At 68.9% G+C, this 16,349-nt stretch carries 16 protein-coding genes and 1 riboswitch; of the genes, 12 read left to right on the forward strand and 4 right to left on the reverse strand.

From position 1 onward, the window contains the following. The 4 genes from ADL01_RS10425 to ADL01_RS10440 all read left to right on the forward strand — a co-directional run. Positions 1–652 (forward strand): tetratricopeptide repeat protein (locus ADL01_RS10425; protein WP_234354580.1); only part of this gene is annotated, 652 nt, incomplete at its 5' end. A gap of 166 nt (positions 653–818) precedes the next feature. Beyond that, positions 819–1,646 carry a glycoside hydrolase domain-containing protein gene (locus ADL01_RS10430; protein ID WP_053741666.1) on the forward strand — a complete coding sequence of 276 codons (828 nt, stop codon included), beginning with the start codon at positions 819–821 and terminating at the stop codon, positions 1,644–1,646. A 158-nt stretch (positions 1,647–1,804) separates the two neighbouring features. Beyond that, positions 1,805–2,464 (forward strand): SurA N-terminal domain-containing protein, encoded by a 660-nt coding sequence (locus ADL01_RS10435; protein ID WP_053741651.1) that lies wholly within the window; start codon positions 1,805–1,807, stop codon positions 2,462–2,464. A 175-nt stretch (positions 2,465–2,639) separates the two neighbouring features. Then, positions 2,640–3,656, forward strand: coding sequence for a nucleoside triphosphate pyrophosphohydrolase (locus tag ADL01_RS10440; protein ID WP_053741652.1), 1,017 nt, complete (start codon positions 2,640–2,642; stop codon positions 3,654–3,656). 87 nt (positions 3,657–3,743) lie between these two features. On the opposite strand, the gene cyaB is transcribed toward ADL01_RS10440, so the two are convergent. Together cyaB and ADL01_RS10450 are read right to left on the reverse strand one after the other, a co-directional pair. After that, a complete protein-coding gene (gene cyaB, locus ADL01_RS10445; protein ID WP_053741653.1) occupies positions 3,744–4,298 on the reverse strand; it encodes a class IV adenylate cyclase in 555 nt (184 codons plus the stop codon). Between the two features lie 18 nt (positions 4,299–4,316). After that, positions 4,317–5,171, reverse strand: coding sequence for a helix-turn-helix domain-containing protein (locus ADL01_RS10450; RefSeq protein ID WP_053741654.1), 855 nt, complete (start codon positions 5,169–5,171; stop codon positions 4,317–4,319). Between the two features lie 841 nt (positions 5,172–6,012). Between ADL01_RS10450 and ADL01_RS10455 the strand changes: the two genes are divergently transcribed. The 7 genes from ADL01_RS10455 to ADL01_RS10490 all read left to right on the forward strand — a co-directional run bounded on the left by ADL01_RS10455 (position 6,013) and on the right by ADL01_RS10490 (position 13,543). Next, entirely contained in the window at positions 6,013–7,305 is a 1,293-nt protein-coding gene (locus ADL01_RS10455) for a cytochrome P450 family protein (RefSeq protein ID WP_053741655.1), read from the forward strand. Between the two features lie 178 nt (positions 7,306–7,483). Further along, a complete protein-coding gene (locus ADL01_RS41645; RefSeq protein ID WP_078960433.1) occupies positions 7,484–8,533 on the forward strand; it encodes a transglycosylase family protein in 1,050 nt (349 codons plus the stop codon). 183 nt (positions 8,534–8,716) lie between these two features. Next, a riboswitch (cyclic di-AMP (ydaO/yuaA leader) is annotated at positions 8,717–8,888 on the forward strand. 3 nt (positions 8,889–8,891) lie between these two features. After that, a complete protein-coding gene (locus ADL01_RS10470; protein ID WP_053741658.1) occupies positions 8,892–9,683 on the forward strand; it encodes a transglycosylase family protein in 792 nt (263 codons plus the stop codon). A gap of 377 nt (positions 9,684–10,060) precedes the next feature. Further along, on the forward strand, positions 10,061–11,347 hold the full coding sequence (gene eno / locus ADL01_RS10475; RefSeq protein ID WP_053741659.1) for a phosphopyruvate hydratase: 1,287 nt from the start codon (positions 10,061–10,063) through the stop codon (positions 11,345–11,347). 117 nt (positions 11,348–11,464) lie between these two features. Further along, positions 11,465–11,941, forward strand: a complete 477-nt coding sequence (locus ADL01_RS10480) for an FtsB family cell division protein (protein ID WP_053741660.1) — start codon at positions 11,465–11,467, stop codon at positions 11,939–11,941. A gap of 25 nt (positions 11,942–11,966) precedes the next feature. Beyond that, positions 11,967–12,485, forward strand: a complete 519-nt coding sequence (locus ADL01_RS10485; protein ID WP_053741661.1) for a DUF501 domain-containing protein — start codon at positions 11,967–11,969, stop codon at positions 12,483–12,485. Positions 12,486–12,601: 116 nt separating this feature from the next. After that, positions 12,602–13,543 (forward strand): Ppx/GppA phosphatase family protein, encoded by a 942-nt coding sequence (locus ADL01_RS10490; protein WP_053741662.1) that lies wholly within the window; start codon positions 12,602–12,604, stop codon positions 13,541–13,543. A gap of 4 nt (positions 13,544–13,547) precedes the next feature. On the opposite strand, the gene ADL01_RS10495 is transcribed toward ADL01_RS10490, so the two are convergent. Together ADL01_RS10495 and ADL01_RS10500 are read right to left on the reverse strand one after the other, a co-directional pair. Then, on the reverse strand, positions 13,548–13,817 hold the full coding sequence (locus ADL01_RS10495) for a type II toxin-antitoxin system RelE family toxin (RefSeq protein ID WP_053741663.1): 270 nt from the start codon (positions 13,815–13,817) through the stop codon (positions 13,548–13,550). Further along, positions 13,814–14,086, reverse strand: a complete 273-nt coding sequence (locus tag ADL01_RS10500) for a type II toxin-antitoxin system Phd/YefM family antitoxin (RefSeq protein ID WP_053741664.1) — start codon at positions 14,084–14,086, stop codon at positions 13,814–13,816. The genes ADL01_RS10495 and ADL01_RS10500 overlap by 4 nt, the downstream gene beginning before the upstream one ends. 550 nt (positions 14,087–14,636) lie before the next feature. Between ADL01_RS10500 and ADL01_RS10505 the strand changes: the two genes are divergently transcribed. Beyond that, the gene (locus tag ADL01_RS10505; RefSeq protein WP_053741665.1) at positions 14,637–16,025 is read left to right on the forward strand and encodes an NAD(P)/FAD-dependent oxidoreductase; all 1,389 of its coding nucleotides are present in this window, start codon (positions 14,637–14,639) and stop codon (positions 16,023–16,025) included. Positions 16,026–16,349: the final 324 nt, after the last annotated feature.

Genomic DNA, 16,349 nt, shown 5'->3' on the forward strand with positions numbered 1-16,349 from the left:
CACCCGCCCCTTCCTGCGCCCGCACGCCCCCTGGCCGGACCGCGCCCGCACCCCCGCGCCCCAGCCGACGGCAGCCCCCGTGGCCGAGAGACCCGACGTCGCCGGAGCCGTCGACGAGGTCAAGCGCCTCCTCGGCGAGGGCCGCATCACCCAGGCCGTCGACATCCTCGGCGCGATCCTGCCCGCCGCCGCCGACCAGCACGGCGAGCACTCCCCGGTCGTCCGCACCCTCCGCAAGCAGTACGCGGCCACGCTCATGGACGACGGCCAGTACCGCCGCGCCCTGCCCGAACTGCGCCGCCTCGCCGACGAACGCGCCGCCGAGGCCGGCCAGGCCGACCCCCAGTCGCTGCGCTTCCGCTACGAAGCCGCCCAGTGCCTCGAACAACTCGGCGAACCCGCCGGGGCCCTCGCCGAGTACCGCGCCCTCCTGCCGTACTACGAGAACCAGTACGTCGCCGGTGATCCCGAACTCTCCCTCGACGTCCGCCGCCGCATCGGCCACCTCCTCCTGGCCCTCGGCGACCGCACAGCGGCCCACGACACCCTCGCCCGCCTCCTCCACGACGTGGACCGTCTGCGCGGCCCCGGCCATCCGCTCGCGGCGGAGATCCGGCGGACCCTGGGGTGGCTGGGACAGGTGCGCGGCTAGGGTTTGCGGTGGCTTGAGGGAATCTTGTAGTTCTCAGGGGCTGAATATTCCCGAACGCAGGAACGGGGCCCGTTATGTTGCGACCTGCTTTCGAGTCGCAGAACGTCGTCGCGTAGAACGTAGTCACGTAGAACGTCGTGTCGCAGAACCAGGGGTGGGGTACGTGGTGTCCAGTCACCGGCAGTCCAAGAAGCGCAGATACATCACCTGGGCGGTGGCCGGTACGGCCGTCGTCGCCGGGGCCGGGCTCGCCGCGCAGTCCTCGATGGCCGCCACCACCTGGCCCGCCCAGCGCACCTACACCGGCCGCGCGTTCGACACCTGCACCGCACCCTCCGCCGCCGCGATGCAGGCCTGGCACGGCGGCCTCTATGGCGCCGCCGCCGTCTACATAGGCGGCAAGAACCGCGGCTGCGCCCAGCCCAACCTCACCGCCCCCTGGGTGAAGACGGTCAGCGCGCAGGGCTGGAAACTCATCCCCCTGTACGTCGGCGCCCAGCCGTCCTGCCAGACCGGTTCCAGCCCCGAGAAGCTCACCGCCGCCACGGCCGCCTCCCTCGGCGCGACCGACGCGGCGGACGCGGTGGCCAAGGCCTCGGCGCTCGGCATCAAGGCCGGCAGCCCGGTCTACCTCGACATGGAGTCGTACGACATCACGAACAAGGCGTGCAACGACGCCGTACTGACATACGTACGCGCCTTCGACAAGGCACTGCACGCCAAGACGTACCGCACCGGCTACTACGGCTTCACCAGCTCCAGCGCGAAGGCCATCGCCCAGGCCACCGACCGCACCGACCTGCCGGGCAACATGTGGTACGCGCTGTGGGACAAGCAGAACACCACCACCGCGGACTGGCCGTTCGCCGCGACGCAGTGGACGAACCACAGCCGGGCCCACCAGTACATGGTCAACAGCAAGGAGACCCGCGGCGGCTACACGATCACCGTGGACCGTGACGCGTGGGACGCCCCGGTGGCGATCACTGGCTGAGGCGAGGCCGGAGGCCACGGGGAGCGAGCGCTGCGGAGGCGGTGCCCGAAGTCCCGGTGAATCGTTGGTCGAATGGCTTGGCCAGAGCCGAGCCACTGCCTAACATCGATCACCGCAAGACTTTGTGCCCGGCTGCACAATCTCCTCAGGAGGCTTCCTTGCACCGCCGTCGTCGCACCGCGCTTCTTCTCTCCGCCGCGATCGTCGCCGCGGCCCCCCTCCTCACCGCCTGCGGAAACGACGCGCATCCCGGCGCGGCCGCCGTCGTCGGCGGGCAGCGGATCACGGTCACGCAGCTGGAGAGCAGGGTGAAGGAGGTACGCACGGCGCAGCGGGTGGCCACCCCGGACCGGGCCCAGTACGCGCAGGCCGTCGCCAGAACCGGCAGCCTCACCCGGGACACCCTGCACACCATGGTCCTCGACCGCGTCCTCAACCAGGCGGCGAAGAACGCGGGCGTGACCGTGACCCGCAAGGACGTCCAGGGCCTGCGGGCCTCCCTGGAACAGCAGGCGGGTGGCGCGAAGGCGCTGGAGGGCAGCTGGCTCCAGCAGTACGGCGTCGCCCCGGCGCGCCTCGACGACAGCCTGCACACCGAGATCGTGGCCCAGAAACTGGCCGCCGCGCTCGGCGCCGACATGAACACGCCGGACGGCCAGGCCACGTTCTGGAAGGCGATGTCCGAGGCCTCGAAGACCCTCCACGTCGACCTCAACCCGCGCTACGGCACCTGGGACGTCCAGAAGAGCAGCCGCGTCGACGCGAAGACGCCCTGGGTACGGGAGATCACGGCACCGCAGACGCCACAGGGGGCGTGACGGATACGCCGTGACGGATGCGGAGTGACGGATACGCCGTGACGGATACGCCGTGACGGATGCGGCGTAACGGTTGTCCGTACGGGTGTGCGGGCGCCGGGTGCTCATGCCGCGTCCGTGAGCGCCTGGCCTGTGGACAACTGCTGGGGCTGTCGGTGGCGTGGGTTACGTTCGGATGGTGAACGCAACCAGCGGCTTCGAGACCGCGCCGGAGACGGAGACCGACCCCGGTCGTGTCGTCCTGCTCACCACCAGCCACCGGGTCGCCCCCGGCCTGCTGTCCTGGCCCGCCTGGCAGACGCTGCACGCGGCCGACCGAGTGCTGTGCGCGGACGGAACGCATCCGCAGCTGCCGTATCTCCGGGACGCCGGCATAGCGGTCGAGGAGACCTCCCCGACCGCCGAGGACCTGGTCCACGCCTGCGCCGGCGCCCGGACGGTCGTGGTCGTGACTACGGGCGAGGGCGACCCGGCCCTCACCGACGGCCTGGCACGCCTCGCCGGCTCCGGCCGCGTACAGATGCCGGACCTGGAACTCCTCCCCGCCTCCTACGACCTCCCCGGCGCCCGCCTCCTCGACCTCGTCCAGGTGATGGACCGCATCCGCCTGGAGTGCCCCTGGTCCTCCCGCCAGACCCACAAGGGCCTGGCGAAATACGGCATCGAGGAGGCGTACGAACTCGTCGAGGCGATCGAGGAGGGCGACCGGGACGAGCTGCGCGAGGAACTGGGGGACGTCCTGCTCCAGGTCGTCTTCCACGCGCGTATCGCCGAGGAGGACACGGACACCCCGTTCTCCATCGACGACGTGGCGGCCGGCATCGTCACGAAACTGATCCACCGCCACCCGCACGTCTTCGGCGACGCGACGGCGTCCACACCGGAGGACGTCAAGGAGCACTGGCTGCGCACCAAGGCGATCGAGAAGCGCCGCACCTCGGTGACGGAGGGCGTCCCCCTCGGCCAGCCCGCCCTGGCCCTCACGGCGAAACTGGCGTCCCGGGCACACACGGCGGGCCTCGACGTCCCGCTGCCGAGGGGCGAGGGCATCGGCTACGAGCTGCTGGAGCTGGCGGTACGGGCGGAGTCGGAGGGCGTGGACCCGGAGGCGGCACTGCGGGTCGCCGCGCGGGCTTATCGGGATGCGGTGCGGGTGCGGGAGGGCGTGGCGGGAGTGATCGACGAGGGGTGACGAGGTTCGGCACTGATCACCCCGCCGCCAACCTGCCACCGCACTCTTCACCTGGAATCCGCGACTCGCCGATTGGCTCTTGTGAGCTCAGAGCCTCTGAGTGGCTACAGCTCCCGTATACGTCTCACGCGTCAGGTCATGAGGGCTGATCCCGAGATCCGTCATGACGGCGCGGATGTCGTTGAGTGCCTGCGACAGATGGGACTCTTCAACGATGGTCTCTACTTCAAGGAAGGTGCCGTCGATCTCAGGGACACGGACGAGGGTGGCGAGCATACGTCGGCCCTGTGCCTCGAAAGTGTAATTTCGGCACCGCTTCTCGAAGGCGATGACCGGCGCATGGCCAAGGCCACGGACGATTGCGTGTATCTCCTCGGCGTCCGTCACTTGAGTCTCGTGCTCGGGCTTCGAGCCGGACACCTCGTCGACGGCCGCGTCCTTGAACGTGAGGACCGTTCGGGTTCCATCAGCGCCATGGACGGTACGCACGCGCAATTCCTGGTCGGATTTCTCCAGGGCTCCGTCAGGCCGGTCGTAGTAGGTGTCCTGGTACACCTCGACGCGGGCCGTCGCGCGCTCGTCGAGCAGGCGCACAACTGCCTCGGGCGAGTGGACGCGAGCCTTCAACTCAGCCTCGATCATGGGCAAGTTCCTCTCTCCTCAGACCGTGCGCTGTGCGCCGTCGATGACAGCATCAAACATCCTTCGGAACCCTCGGAACAGGGGCCCGTGCGGCGTTTCCATCACCTTGTACGTAGCGCTCTCGTGGCCCTCCCACCCGGCGTCGAAAGCGCTGACGAACATGGTGGTGTCCGTGCGAATGAGCCGCCAGGTGGGAAGCATGCGATACCGGTACACCTGGATGTCGCAGCCGTCGGCCAGCAGCTCCCGTAGTCGCGCCTCCGTCAGGCGTACTCCGCCGGCGAGGGACTCGGCGGACTCTCCGATCTCCGCAGCTCGTCGGGTGAGCGCGTCGGAGTCCGGGTCGAGGAGCAACACCCGGACGCGGACCCCTTTGCCGCCCTGCTCACGCGGGAGGCAAGCGCGCAGGAGGCTGTCGTTCAAGCCGATCAGGCCGAGACCGCGCACGGCCAACACATCCAACTCTTGTGTTGTGCGCGCCTGCTGCTGGATCTCCTCGGCTGCGGCGTTCTGAGCCGCGTAGACCCGGACTACCTCGGGGAACGCGGCAAGGTCGAAGGCAGCGCCTCCGTTGCGTTTCTCACGGCCGGCCGCCAGACCGAGGAGGTGTCGCGCGTCGTCGGGCATACGCAATCCATCGGCGATCCGCTCGTACACGTCGAGGCGCACCACTTCTCGACGTCCGTTGATGATCTCGTTGACGCGAGCCTGAGTCATCCCTGTCGCGGTCGCGATACGCGACTGACTCGCGCCGGAGTACTGCTGTACGTGGCGGAACACGGCGGCGATGTCCCTTGCTCGCAGTGACTGACGTACCTCGGCACGCTCCCACGACCAATCAGGCAGATCGATCGGCACCAGCGCTGTCGACATAGGAAGCCCCCGATATCCCCGCACGAGACAAAAGCCATCTCACGGTGAGATTACCGGTGGGGGATCGCATGCGCGCTACTCCCCGCGTAATCGTGGTGACCCTGAGAAGGCAGTTAGCGGAGGTGGACAGATGGCGACGCAGACGACGCAAGGGAAACCGGTGGAGCTTCCGTATCCGACGTCATTCGAGCCGGAACCGGTCCGAGGGTGCGACGTCTGCGCCGCCCTTGCCCGGCAGTGGAGGGAAGCGTCCAACTCCCGTAGCCCCGCCTACGACCCGTCGCACGCAACGGATCTGGCGGTGGAAATCCAGCGCCACCCACACGACTGGAAGAAGGCCCGACGGTGACGGGAGAACCCTTCCCCGACCTCTTCGCCCATCTGAAGGTAGAAGCGCTGCCGTCGCGCAGGTGGGTCGAATGCGCCAGCTGTATCGAGAACAAGTCGCTCGACAACGGAGACACTGATCCGCAGGAGTGGGCCGTCGGGCACCTACGGTTGCACCCTGATCACGCCCGATACCGGATCGTCAGTCAGGTCGGGTTCCGTCTCGATCCAACGACCGCGCCGGACCCGGTGGCGCCGGGAGCAACGTCGAGGAGGCCGTCTGCGGCGTTCTGACGACGCTGCCTCCGGAGTTCTTGAAGTCGGATCGCAGCATCACGGGTGTTGACTGGCCGACGTCACGGTGAAGTGCGACCCATGTACGTCCTTCCTCGGCGGGCGGGGTGCTCTCCCGGACAACCCTGTTGTCGCGCAGACAGTGCTCAGCGCTGTTGGCATGCTGTGAGGGGCTCCTACAAATAGGCGAGCCCCTCCTGCTCCTGCATAGGGTCAGCCCATGCGCTACGACGAGCCCCCCGCCCCCGAACTCTTCACCTGGGAATTCGCCACCGATCCCTACCCCGCCTACGCCTGGCTCCGTGAGCACGCGCCCGTGCACCGGACGAAGTTGCCCAGTGGGGTCGAGGCCTGGCTGGTTACGCGGTACGGGGACGCCAAGCAGGCCCTCGCCGATCCCCGGCTGTCCAAGAACCCGGCGCATCACGACGAGCCCGCGCACGCCAAGGGCAAGACCGGTATCCCCGGTGAGCGCAGGGCCGAGTTGATGACCCATCTGCTCAACATCGATCCGCCGGACCACACCAGGCTGCGCAGACTCGTCGCCAAGGCGTTCACTCCGCGCCGAGTCGCTGAGTTCGCGCCCCGCGTCCAGGAACTCACCGATCAGTTGATCGACCAGTTCGCGACGAGCGGCTCCGCCGATCTCATCCACGAGTTCGCGTTCCCGCTGCCCATCTACGCGATCTGCGACCTGCTGGGCGTACCCCGCGAGGACCAGGACGACTTCCGGGACTGGGCCGGAATGATGATCCGGCACGGAGGAGGGCCCCGGGGCGGGGTCGCCCGGTCCGTCAAGAAGATGCGGGGCTACCTCGCCGAGCTGATCCACCGCAAGCGCGAGGCGCTGTCCGACCTGCCCGAGCCCGGCGAGGATCTCATCTCCGGGCTCATCCGGGCCTCCGACGAAGGTGAGCACCTCACCGAGAACGAAGTCGCCGCCATGGCGTTCATCCTGCTCTTCGCCGGCTTCGAGACGACAGTGAACTTGATCGGCAACGGCGTCTACGCCCTCCTCACCCACCCCGAGCAACGTGCCCGCCTCCAGGCCTCCCTCACCGTCGAGGACTCCTCCCTCCTCGAAACCGGCATCGAGGAACTCCTCCGCTACGACGGCCCCGTCGAGCTGGCCACCTGGCGCTTCGCCACCCAACCGCTCACCATCGGTGGACAGGACATCGCGGCCGGCGATCCCGTCCTCGTCGTCCTCGCCGCCGCCGACCGGGACCCGGCGAGGTTTGCCGACCCCGACACCCTCGACCTCGGCCGCCGGGACAACCAGCACCTCGGATACGGCCACGGCATCCACTACTGCCTCGGTGCCCCGCTCGCCCGGCTGGAGGGACGCAGCGCCCTCGCCACTCTCCTCACCCGCCTCCCTGATCTGCAACTCGCCCTGGACCCATCCGAGTTGAGATGGCGGGGCGGGCTCATCATGCGTGGACTGCGCACCCTGCCCGTCGAGTTCACACCGGTTCACGAATCCGGGCGTCCGTCGCCGACGGTGCCGTAGGAGATCACGAGGAGGTGACACTCCCTCAGCAATGTGATCTTCACGTGATCTGCGCGGCATGAACTTGTGACAAGTGATCGTGTGCCGATACGTTCGTGCACCAGTGCGATGCCTTGAGCCACTGCATCACTGCATCAGCCGTCGCACTGATCCCCGCTGTCTCGTGAAAGGCAACCGCATGCTCTCCGGGAACGGTCGTCACCGTCGCCCCCGTCAGGCCCCGGCTCTGCTGGTCGCGGCCGGCGTGACCGGCTCCGCCATGGCCATTCCGCTGCTCAGCGCGACCGGTGCGAGCGCGGCCAGCGGTGCCACCTGGGACAGGGTCGCGGAGTGCGAGAGTGTCGGCTCCTGGAGCGCCAACGACGGCAACGGGTACTACGGCGGGCTTCAGTTGACCCAGGACGACTGGGTGAAATACGGCGGCCTCGCCTACGCGCCGAGCGCCGACCAGGCCAGCCGGTCGCAGCAGATCGCCGTCGGCGAGAAGATACTCGCCGATCAGGGGGCCGGGGCCTGGGAGGCCTGTGCGCTGCTGTCCGGCCTCGGTAAGGACACCGGTTCGGCCAACGTCGACACCGGTGTGGTCGAGGGTTCCGCTTCGGGCTCGGCCTCGGAGTCGGGTTCGGGTTCCGGGCTGGGTCTGGGCTCCAAGCCGGAGTCGGAGGCCGACTCCAAGCCTGATTCCGGCTCCCAGTCCGGTTCCGGTTCCGGTTCTCCGTCGTCCTCTCCTTCCTCTTCTTCCTCTTCTTCCACGCCCCCGGCGTCCTCCTCCGCCGACTCCTCGGGCGCGGCCAAGGCCTCCGGGTCCTCCCGGACGCCCTCGCCGTCCGCCCCGGCGGCGACCGGCTCCCGCGACTCTGCCGAGTCCGACGTCTCGCCGTCCCCGTCTTCCTCGTCGCCGAGTGCGGCAGCTTCACCGGAAAGCGACAGTTCGCCCATAGGTGTGTCAAAGGGTGGAGAGCAGGGTAAATCCGGGCAGGGTGCGGGTGTTGAGGCCGGTGGCACCGGCGCCGTAGCCACTCCCGGTACCGGCCGTCACCGCGGTGACGCCGAGGGGTCGTACACCGTGCGCACCGGGGACACCCTCTGGAGCATCGCCGACTCCCTTGACCTCGCGGGCGGGTGGCATGGGCTCTTCGCCGAGAATGAGCGCTCCGTCGGTACTGACCCGGACCTTATCCTCCCCGGTCAGAACCTTGCTGTAGGTGTCGAACCGGTGCAAAAGTAACCGGAGTTAGCGCCGCAAATAGAGCTGAATGTCCGTTATGGATGCGGTGAGAGATAGATCTCAGAAGCCCTGATCGTCTTTGTATTTCAGAGGATCAGCTGTTTACGGTCGTCATCGCCCGCCACAGTGGGCCCCGTCGGTCGCAACGCCGAATCCTGCCAACGGCCGGACGGGAACAGTCGTCGCTGCGAAGCGCCGTAGGCAGGAGCGGGGGACCCAAGGTAGGCGCCGCACCGGGCAGTTGTCCGGAGCGGCTCGGGGTGAAGCCGTACGCCGCCCGCAAGGGGCGTACGGCCGGGCAACTCAACCGGCCCGAACCCGACAGCTCACCTCGCAGGCGTCGGTGAGGGGATTTTTCATGCTGTTTTCCGGCAAGGGCAAGCACCGTCGTCCGTCCAAGGCCAGCCGCGCCGTCGCCATCGCCGGTGTGACCGGTGCCGCCGTCGCCGTGCCGCTGCTGGCGGTCGGCCCCGCCTCCGCGGCCACCTCCGCCGAGTGGGACGCCGTCGCCCAGTGCGAGTCCGGCGGCAACTGGTCCATCAACACCGGCAACGGTTACTACGGCGGCCTGCAGTTCTCCGCCTCGACCTGGGCCGCTTACGGCGGCACGGCGTACGCCGGCACCGCCGACCAGGCCTCCAAGTCCCAGCAGATATCCGTCGCCGAGAAGGTCCTCGCGAGCCAGGGCAAGGGTGCCTGGCCGGTCTGCGGCACGGGCCTGTCCGGCGCCTCCTACGACGGCGGCTCGAGCAGCGACACGGGTTCGGGTTCGGCTGGTGCGGGTACGAGCGACAACTCGTCCAGCGGCTCCAGCGGCTCCAGCGGCTCCAGCGGCTCCAGCAGCTCCAGTGACTCCAGCAGCTCCGGCAACTCCGGTGGCTCCACCGAGACCTTCACCCGCTCCGCCGACAACCAGCAGGCGTCCCGTTCGCAGGAGCGGCCGGCCGCGAAGAAGACCGTCACCACTCCGACCGGCAAGAAGGTCAAGAAGGGCGACGGCGAGTACAAGGTCGTCACAGGCGACAGTCTGAGCGCGATCGCCGAGGCGCACCACGTCAAGGGCGGCTGGCAGAAGCTGTTCCAGCTGAACAAGGACATCATCGACGACGCCGACTTCATCTACCCGGGCCAGCAGCTGCACCTCGGCTGACACGGCTGAACCGCGCTGACCCCCCTCACCTGACCGTCGGCGCCTCCCCCAGGGCGATGCGAAAAGCAGCCGGCTCGAAGGTGAACCACAGTGCTCTCGCGTCCGTGCCCTCCAGGTGAGGGCCTCGTGAGGGCCACCCCCGTCCCCCACGGGCTCCCCGCTCCGGTGCGTTCTCCCCCGTACGCATCGGAGCGGGGCTTTTTGTTCCCCGGGGGAACAATGTTTACCCTCGGTTCCGGACCTGTTCCGTCCATGGGGTGGTCGGAGGGCTGGCCGATCGCCCGGAGCCGGTTAGGCTCATCATCGCGGAGCCGCCGCGGCCCCGTACTCGCGAGGCCCCAGTGGCCCCGCGTACCCGCGTCACATTCCATAAGGAGATGCTCGTGCCGTCCATCGACGTCGTCGTAGCCCGGGAAATCCTCGACTCGCGAGGCAACCCCACCGTCGAGGTCGAGGTCGGCCTCGATGACGGCAGCACCGGTCGTGCCGCCGTCCCGTCCGGCGCCTCCACCGGCGCCTTCGAGGCCATCGAGCTGCGCGACGGTGACCCCAACCGCTACCTCGGCAAGGGTGTCGAGAAGGCCGTCCTCGCCGTCATCGAGCAGATCGGCCCGGAGCTCGTCGGCTACGACGCCACCGAGCAGCGCCTGATCGACCAGGCCATGTTCGACCTGGACGCCACCGACAACAAGGGCTCCCTCGGCGCCAACGCCATCCTCGGCGTCTCCCTCGCCGTCGCCCACGCCGCGTCCGAGGCCAGCGACCTCCCGCTGTTCCGCTACCTCGGCGGCCCGAACGCGCACCTGCTGCCCGTTCCGATGATGAACATCCTCAACGGTGGCTCCCACGCGGACTCCAACGTCGACATCCAGGAGTTCATGATCGCCCCCATCGGCGCGGAGTCCTTCTCCGAGGCGCTGCGCTGGGGCGCCGAGATCTACCACACCCTCAAGAAGGTGCTGAAGACCAAGGGTCTGTCCACCGGTCTCGGCGACGAGGGCGGCTTCGCCCCGAACCTGGAGTCCAACCGCGCCGCGCTCGACCTCATCATCGAGGCCATCAAGCAGGCCGGTTACGTGCCCGGCGAGCAGATCGGCCTCGCGCTCGACGTCGCCGCGTCCGAGTTCTACAAGGACGGCAAGTACGAGTTCGAGGGCAAGTCCCGTACGGCCGCCGAGATGACCGAGTACTACGAGGAGCTCGTCTCCGCGTACCCGCTCATCTCCATCGAGGACCCGCTGTACGAGGACGACTGGGCCGGCTGGAAGACCATCACCGACAAGCTGGGCGACAAGGTCCAGATCGTCGGCGACGACCTCTTCGTCACCAACCCGGAGCGCCTCGCCCGTGGCATCGAGGAGGGTTCGGCCAACGCCCTGCTCGTCAAGGTCAACCAGATCGGCTCGCTGACCGAGACCCTGGACGCCGTCGAGCTGGCCCAGCGCAACGGCTTCAAGTGCATGATGTCCCACCGCTCCGGCGAGACCGAGGACGTCACCATCGCCGACCTCGCCGTCGCCGTGAACTGCGGCCAGATCAAGACCGGCGCCCCGGCCCGCTCGGACCGCGTCGCCAAGTACAACCAGCTGCTGCGCATCGAGGAGATCCTCGACGACGCGGCGGTGTACGCCGGGCGCAGCGCCTTCCCCCGCTTCAAGGGCTGAGCGACAGCAGCGGCCGCAGTCGCCGTAGTGGCTTAGGCAGCGTCGTCCGTACGTCCCCGTACCCGGTCCCGTACCGTGTGCGGGGACGTACGCGCGTGTGAACGGGAGGCGGGGAACATGGCTGTGAAGGACCGGGACCGGTTCTCCACCGCGACCAGGATCAAGCTGCTCGGCGAGCAGACGGCGGCCCGTGTCTACCGTTCGCAGACCAAGCGCCAGGCCCGCCGCTCCCGCCTGACCGGCCGGGCGGCCCTGCTCGTCCTGGTCCTGTGCACGCTGGTCGTGGCCCTCGCCTACCCCATAAGGCAGTACGTCTCCCAGCGCGCCGACATCGCCGAGACGGAACGCGAACGCGACCAGGCCAGTCGGCGGGTCGAGCAGCTGCGCGACCTGAAGGCACGCTGGCAGGACGACGCGTACGCGAAGCAGCAGATCAGGCAGCGGCTGCACTATGTGATGCCGGGCGAGACCGGGTACATCGTGATCGACCCGGACGCGGCCAAGCAGTCGCGCGCCGACCTGGGCGCGGCCGACCGCCCCTGGTACGCGAACGTCTGGGACGGCGTCGACAAGGCCGACGCAGCCGACCAGTGAAGTGAACGGAACAGAGAAGACAGGTATGGACACGCCCCCGCCTCCCACCCCGCGCACCGAGCCGACCGACGCGGACGTCGAGGCCTTCCAGCAGCAACTGGGCCGCCCGCCGCGCGGGCTGCGCGCCATCGCGCACCGCTGCCCCTGCGGGCAGCCGGATGTCGTCGAGACGGCGCCGCGCCTGCCGGACGGCACGCCCTTCCCCACGACGTACTACCTGACGTGCCCGCGCGCCGCCTCGGCGATCGGCACGCTGGAGGCGAACGGCGTGATGAAGGAGATGACGGAACGGCTCGCTACGGACCCCGAGCTGGCCGCGTCCTACCGCGCCGCGCACGAGGACTACATCTCACGCCGTGACGCGATCGAGGTCCTGGAGGGCTTCCCGAGCGCCGGCGGCATGCCGGACCGCGTGAAGTGCCTGCACGTCCTCGTGGGCCACTCGCTGGCCGCCGGCCCCGGGGTGAACCCGCTGGGCGACGAGGCGATCGCGATGCTGCCGGAGTGGTGGGCGAAGGGGCCGTGTGTGATGCCGCCCGAGTGACTTTCGCCCCCGCCGCCCCTACCCGTCCCATCCCTGGGGGCTGCGGCCCCCAGCCCCCCTTTTCGCGCTGAACGCGCTCGTCCTCAAACGCCGGACGGGCTGCAAAGGACCGCCCCATGACCCGTGTCGCCGCCATCGACTGCGGTACGAACTCGATCCGCCTCCTCGTCGCCGACGTCGACCCCGAGACGGGTGAACTCGTCGACCTGGACCGCCGGATGACCATCGTCCGCCTCGGTCAGGGCGTCGACCGTACGGGGCGGCTGGCTCCCGAGGCCCTGGAGCGGACCTTCGCCGCGTGCCGGGAGTACGCCGCCGTCATCAAGGAGCACGGCGCCGAACGGCTGCGCTTCGTCGCGACGTCCGCCTCGCGGGACGCGGAGAACCGGGACGAGTTCGTACGGGGGGTGCTGGACATCCTGGGTGTCGAGCCCGAGGTCGTCTCGGGCGACCAGGAGGCCGAGCTCTCCTTCACCGGCGCCACCAGGGAACTCGCGGGGCGCGACGACCTCGCCACGCCCTATCTCGTCGTGGACATCGGCGGCGGCTCGACCGAGTTCGTGGTCGGCGACGGCCGGGTGCGCGCGGCGCGGTCCGTGGACATCGGGTGCGTACGGATGACCGAGCGGCACCTGGTCCGGGACGGGGTGGTCCTGGACCCGCCGGGGGAGGAGCGGATCGCGGCCGTCCGCGCCGACATCGAGGCCGCCCTCGACCTGGCGGAGCAGAGCGTGCCACTGGGCGAGGCGCGCACCCTGGTGGGGCTCGCGGGATCCGTCACCACGGTGTCGGCGATCGCGCAGAACCTGGCCGCGTACGACTCGGAGGCCATCCACCACTCCCGGATCTCCTACGACCGCGTCCGCGAAATCACCGAGAGCCTCCTCCGGTCCACGCACACCGAGCGCGCGGCGATCCCGTCGATGCATCCGGGACGCGTCGACGTGATCGGCGCGGGGGCTCTGGTGCTCCTGTCGATCATGGAACGGATCGGGGCGTCGGAGGTCGTGGTGAGCGAGCACGACATTCTGGATGGAATCGGCTGGTCTTTGGCCTGACCGACTACAGGTTGCGGTACACGTCCCGCCGGTCGCCCACCTTGACGACGAGGATGACGAGTTCACCATCGGTGATCTGGTAGGCGACCCGGAAGCTTCCGACCCGGAGCCGGTAGAGCCCGGACGGGCCCGTGAGCTTCTTGACGTCGGCGTCCTCACGGTACGGATCGTCGCCGAGCGCGGTCAGCGCGGTCAGGATGCGCATGGCATCAAGTCGGCTGACGGCCCGGAGCTGCCGCTGCGCTGCCGTAGTGAATCGGAACGCGTACTTCACGCCGCGCCCTCACCGCGCTCGCTGAACAGATCCGCCAGCAGCTCGGCCATCGAAACGGTGGGCCCGTCGCCGGCCAGAACCGCTTCCGCCTCGCGGGCCAGCAGCACGTCGGCCGCCTCCTCCAGTGCCTCGAAGTCGGTGATCGGCACGACCGCGGCCACCGGGGCGCCGTTGCGTGTGATGACTGTCGGAGTGCCCTGCTCGGCCCGGTTGATGTGTTCCGCGAGATGTGCGCGTGCTTCCCTGACGGTCACGCTGTTATCGGTCATGGACCTAGGGTACGCACTTGCGTGTACACGTTGCCAGGACTGTGTCCGCGTGGATGTGCCGGAGGGGGCGTGGTCGCAGGTCTGCGTGCAGTGGCCCGGCGGCGGCGAAGCGGCTGCGGTGCCGGCCTGGCCGATCGCGCCGTCTCTCCTGAGCAGGCCGGACGGCGTATGAGCGCACTTGGGGGGCTGTCCGAGGCCCCCCGGTGACGCTCTCCCGAGAAACTTCGTGAAGTTCTTCACAAGGAATTCGGTCCTGTTGGGCGACGAACGTCGTCCGGAGGGCCTTTTCGGGGGCTCACCTGGGGTGGGAGCGTGCTCCGGGGAGCGTTTCGACGGTGTTTCCAGGGGGTGTTGCGGGGGGCTGGTTCAGTCCCTCCGGCAGCCTGGAAGGGCAGTTCACGCGGCATTGACATCGGGGCGTACCGCCCTCTGGTCCCCCTCGCGCGACACGGCCTCGGCCATGCGGGCCGCGCAGTGTAGCAGAGGGGGCGTATAAGCTTGTGAAGGGGCGCACGAGCGACCCCCCTGGACCGGGTGGATACTCGATGGCATGAGCACCACGGAGCGTCCCAGGATCCTCGTAGTAGGCGGTGGGTACGTAGGCCTGTACGCAGCTCGGCGCATCCTCAAGAAGATGCGCTACGGCGAGGCGACCGTCACGGTCGTCGACCCCCGGTCGTACATGACCTACCAGCCCTTCCTCCCCGAAACCGCCGCCGGCAGCATTTCGCCGCGCCACGTCGTCGTACCGCTGCGACGTGTGCTGCCCAAGGCGGAAGTTCTCACCGGTCGGGTCACCACCATCGACCAGGACCGCAAGGTCGCCTCGATCTCCCCCCTCGTGGGTGAGGCGTACGAGCTGCCCTTCGACTACCTCGTCATCGCCATGGGCGCGGTCTCCCGCACCTTCCCGATCCCCGGCCTCGCCGAACAGGGCATCGGCATGAAGGGCATCGAGGAGGCCATCGGCCTGCGCAACCACGTCCTCGAGCAGCTGGACAAGGCCGACTCCACGACCGACGAGGAGATCCGCCGCAAGGCGCTCACCTTCGTCTTCGTCGGCGGTGGCTTCGCGGGTGCGGAGACCATCGGCGAGGTCGAGGACATGGCGCGCGACGCGGCGAAGTACTACACCAGCGTGTCCCGTGAGGACATGCGGTTCATTCTCGTCGACGCCGCCGACAAGATCCTTCCCGAGGTCGGCCCGAAGCTGGGCCAGTACGGCAAGGAGCACCTCGAGAGCCGCGGGGTCGAGATCTACCTCTCGACGTCGATGGACTCCTGCGTCGACGGCCACGTGGTGCTGAAGAACGGCCTCGAGGTCGACTCCAGCACGATCGTGTGGACCGCGGGCGTCAAGCCCAACCCCGTCCTGTCGCGGTTCGGCCTGCCGCTGGGCCCGCGCGGCCACGTGGACGCGCAGCCGACGCTCCAGGTCACGGGTACGGACTACGTCTGGGCCGCGGGCGACAACGCCCAGGTGCCGGACGTGGCCGCCCGCAAGGCCGGCGTGGAGAACGCCTGGTGCCCGCCGAACGCGCAGCACGCGCTGCGGCAGGCGAAGGTGCTCGGCGACAACGTGGTCTCCGGTATGCGGGGCTTCCCGCAGAAGGAGTACGCGCACTCCAACAAGGGCGCTGTCGCGGGTCTCGGCCTGCACAAGGGCGTCGCGATGATCGTCATGGGCAAGATGAAGATCAAGCTCAAGGGCCGGCTGGCGTGGTACATGCACCGCGGCTACCACGGTCTGGCGATGCCGACGTGGAACCGGAAGATCCGGGTGTTCGCTGACTGGACGCTGGCGATGTTCCTGAAGCGTGAGGTTGTGGCGCTGGGTGCGCTGGAGACTCCTCGTGAGGAGTTCTACGAGGCTGCGAAGCCGGCGCCGGTCGCTGCGGCGAAGAAGGTCGAGGAGAAGACAGAGGCCAAGGCCTCCTGATCTCCGGTCACTGAATCACCCCTGAAGGGGCTGCCCGCCATCCGTGGTGCGGGCGGCCCCTTCAGGCGTTTCTTCGCCCCCGCCGCCCTTACCCGTCCCATCCCGTCCCTGGGGGCTGCCGCCCCCAGACCCCCACTTCGGCCCTGAATGAAGGGGCCTCGTCCTCAAACGCCGGACGGGCTGGAGGTGCCTGGGCCTTGGCTGTAGACGCGGCGGGGGCGGGGGGGGGGGAAAAAAAGCCCGGCTGAAGGGGCCTCGTCCGGGGGGGGGGGGGGGAACCCCTTTGCCCAGTTGTGATCCGGCGGGGGGGCTGCGCGCCCGACC

The organism is Streptomyces sp. NRRL WC-3618 (assembly GCF_001280005.1).
Classification (GTDB): domain Bacteria; phylum Actinomycetota; class Actinomycetes; order Streptomycetales; family Streptomycetaceae; genus Streptomyces.

Coding starts and splice junctions, on each gene's coding strand:
- ADL01_RS10480 (WP_053741660.1), top strand. CDS start 11,465: ATGGCTGTGAAGGACCGGGACCGGTTCTCCACCGCGACCAGGATCAAG.
- ADL01_RS10505 (WP_053741665.1), top strand. CDS start 14,637: ATGAGCACCACGGAGCGTCCCAGGATCCTCGTAGTAGGCGGTGGGTAC.
- ADL01_RS10490 (WP_053741662.1), top strand. CDS start 12,602: ATGACCCGTGTCGCCGCCATCGACTGCGGTACGAACTCGATCCGCCTC.
- cyaB (WP_053741653.1), bottom strand. CDS start 4,298: ATGATCGAGGCTGAGTTGAAGGCTCGCGTCCACTCGCCCGAGGCAGTT.
- ADL01_RS10485 (WP_053741661.1), top strand. CDS start 11,967: ATGGACACGCCCCCGCCTCCCACCCCGCGCACCGAGCCGACCGACGCG.
- ADL01_RS41645 (WP_078960433.1), top strand. CDS start 7,484: ATGCTCTCCGGGAACGGTCGTCACCGTCGCCCCCGTCAGGCCCCGGCT.
- ADL01_RS10470 (WP_053741658.1), top strand. CDS start 8,892: ATGCTGTTTTCCGGCAAGGGCAAGCACCGTCGTCCGTCCAAGGCCAGC.
- ADL01_RS10500 (WP_053741664.1), bottom strand. CDS start 14,086: ATGACCGATAACAGCGTGACCGTCAGGGAAGCACGCGCACATCTCGCG.
- ADL01_RS10450 (WP_053741654.1), bottom strand. CDS start 5,171: ATGTCGACAGCGCTGGTGCCGATCGATCTGCCTGATTGGTCGTGGGAG.
- ADL01_RS10455 (WP_053741655.1), top strand. CDS start 6,013: ATGCGCTACGACGAGCCCCCCGCCCCCGAACTCTTCACCTGGGAATTC.
- eno (WP_053741659.1), top strand. CDS start 10,061: ATGCTCGTGCCGTCCATCGACGTCGTCGTAGCCCGGGAAATCCTCGAC.
- ADL01_RS10440 (WP_053741652.1), top strand. CDS start 2,640: ATGGTGAACGCAACCAGCGGCTTCGAGACCGCGCCGGAGACGGAGACC.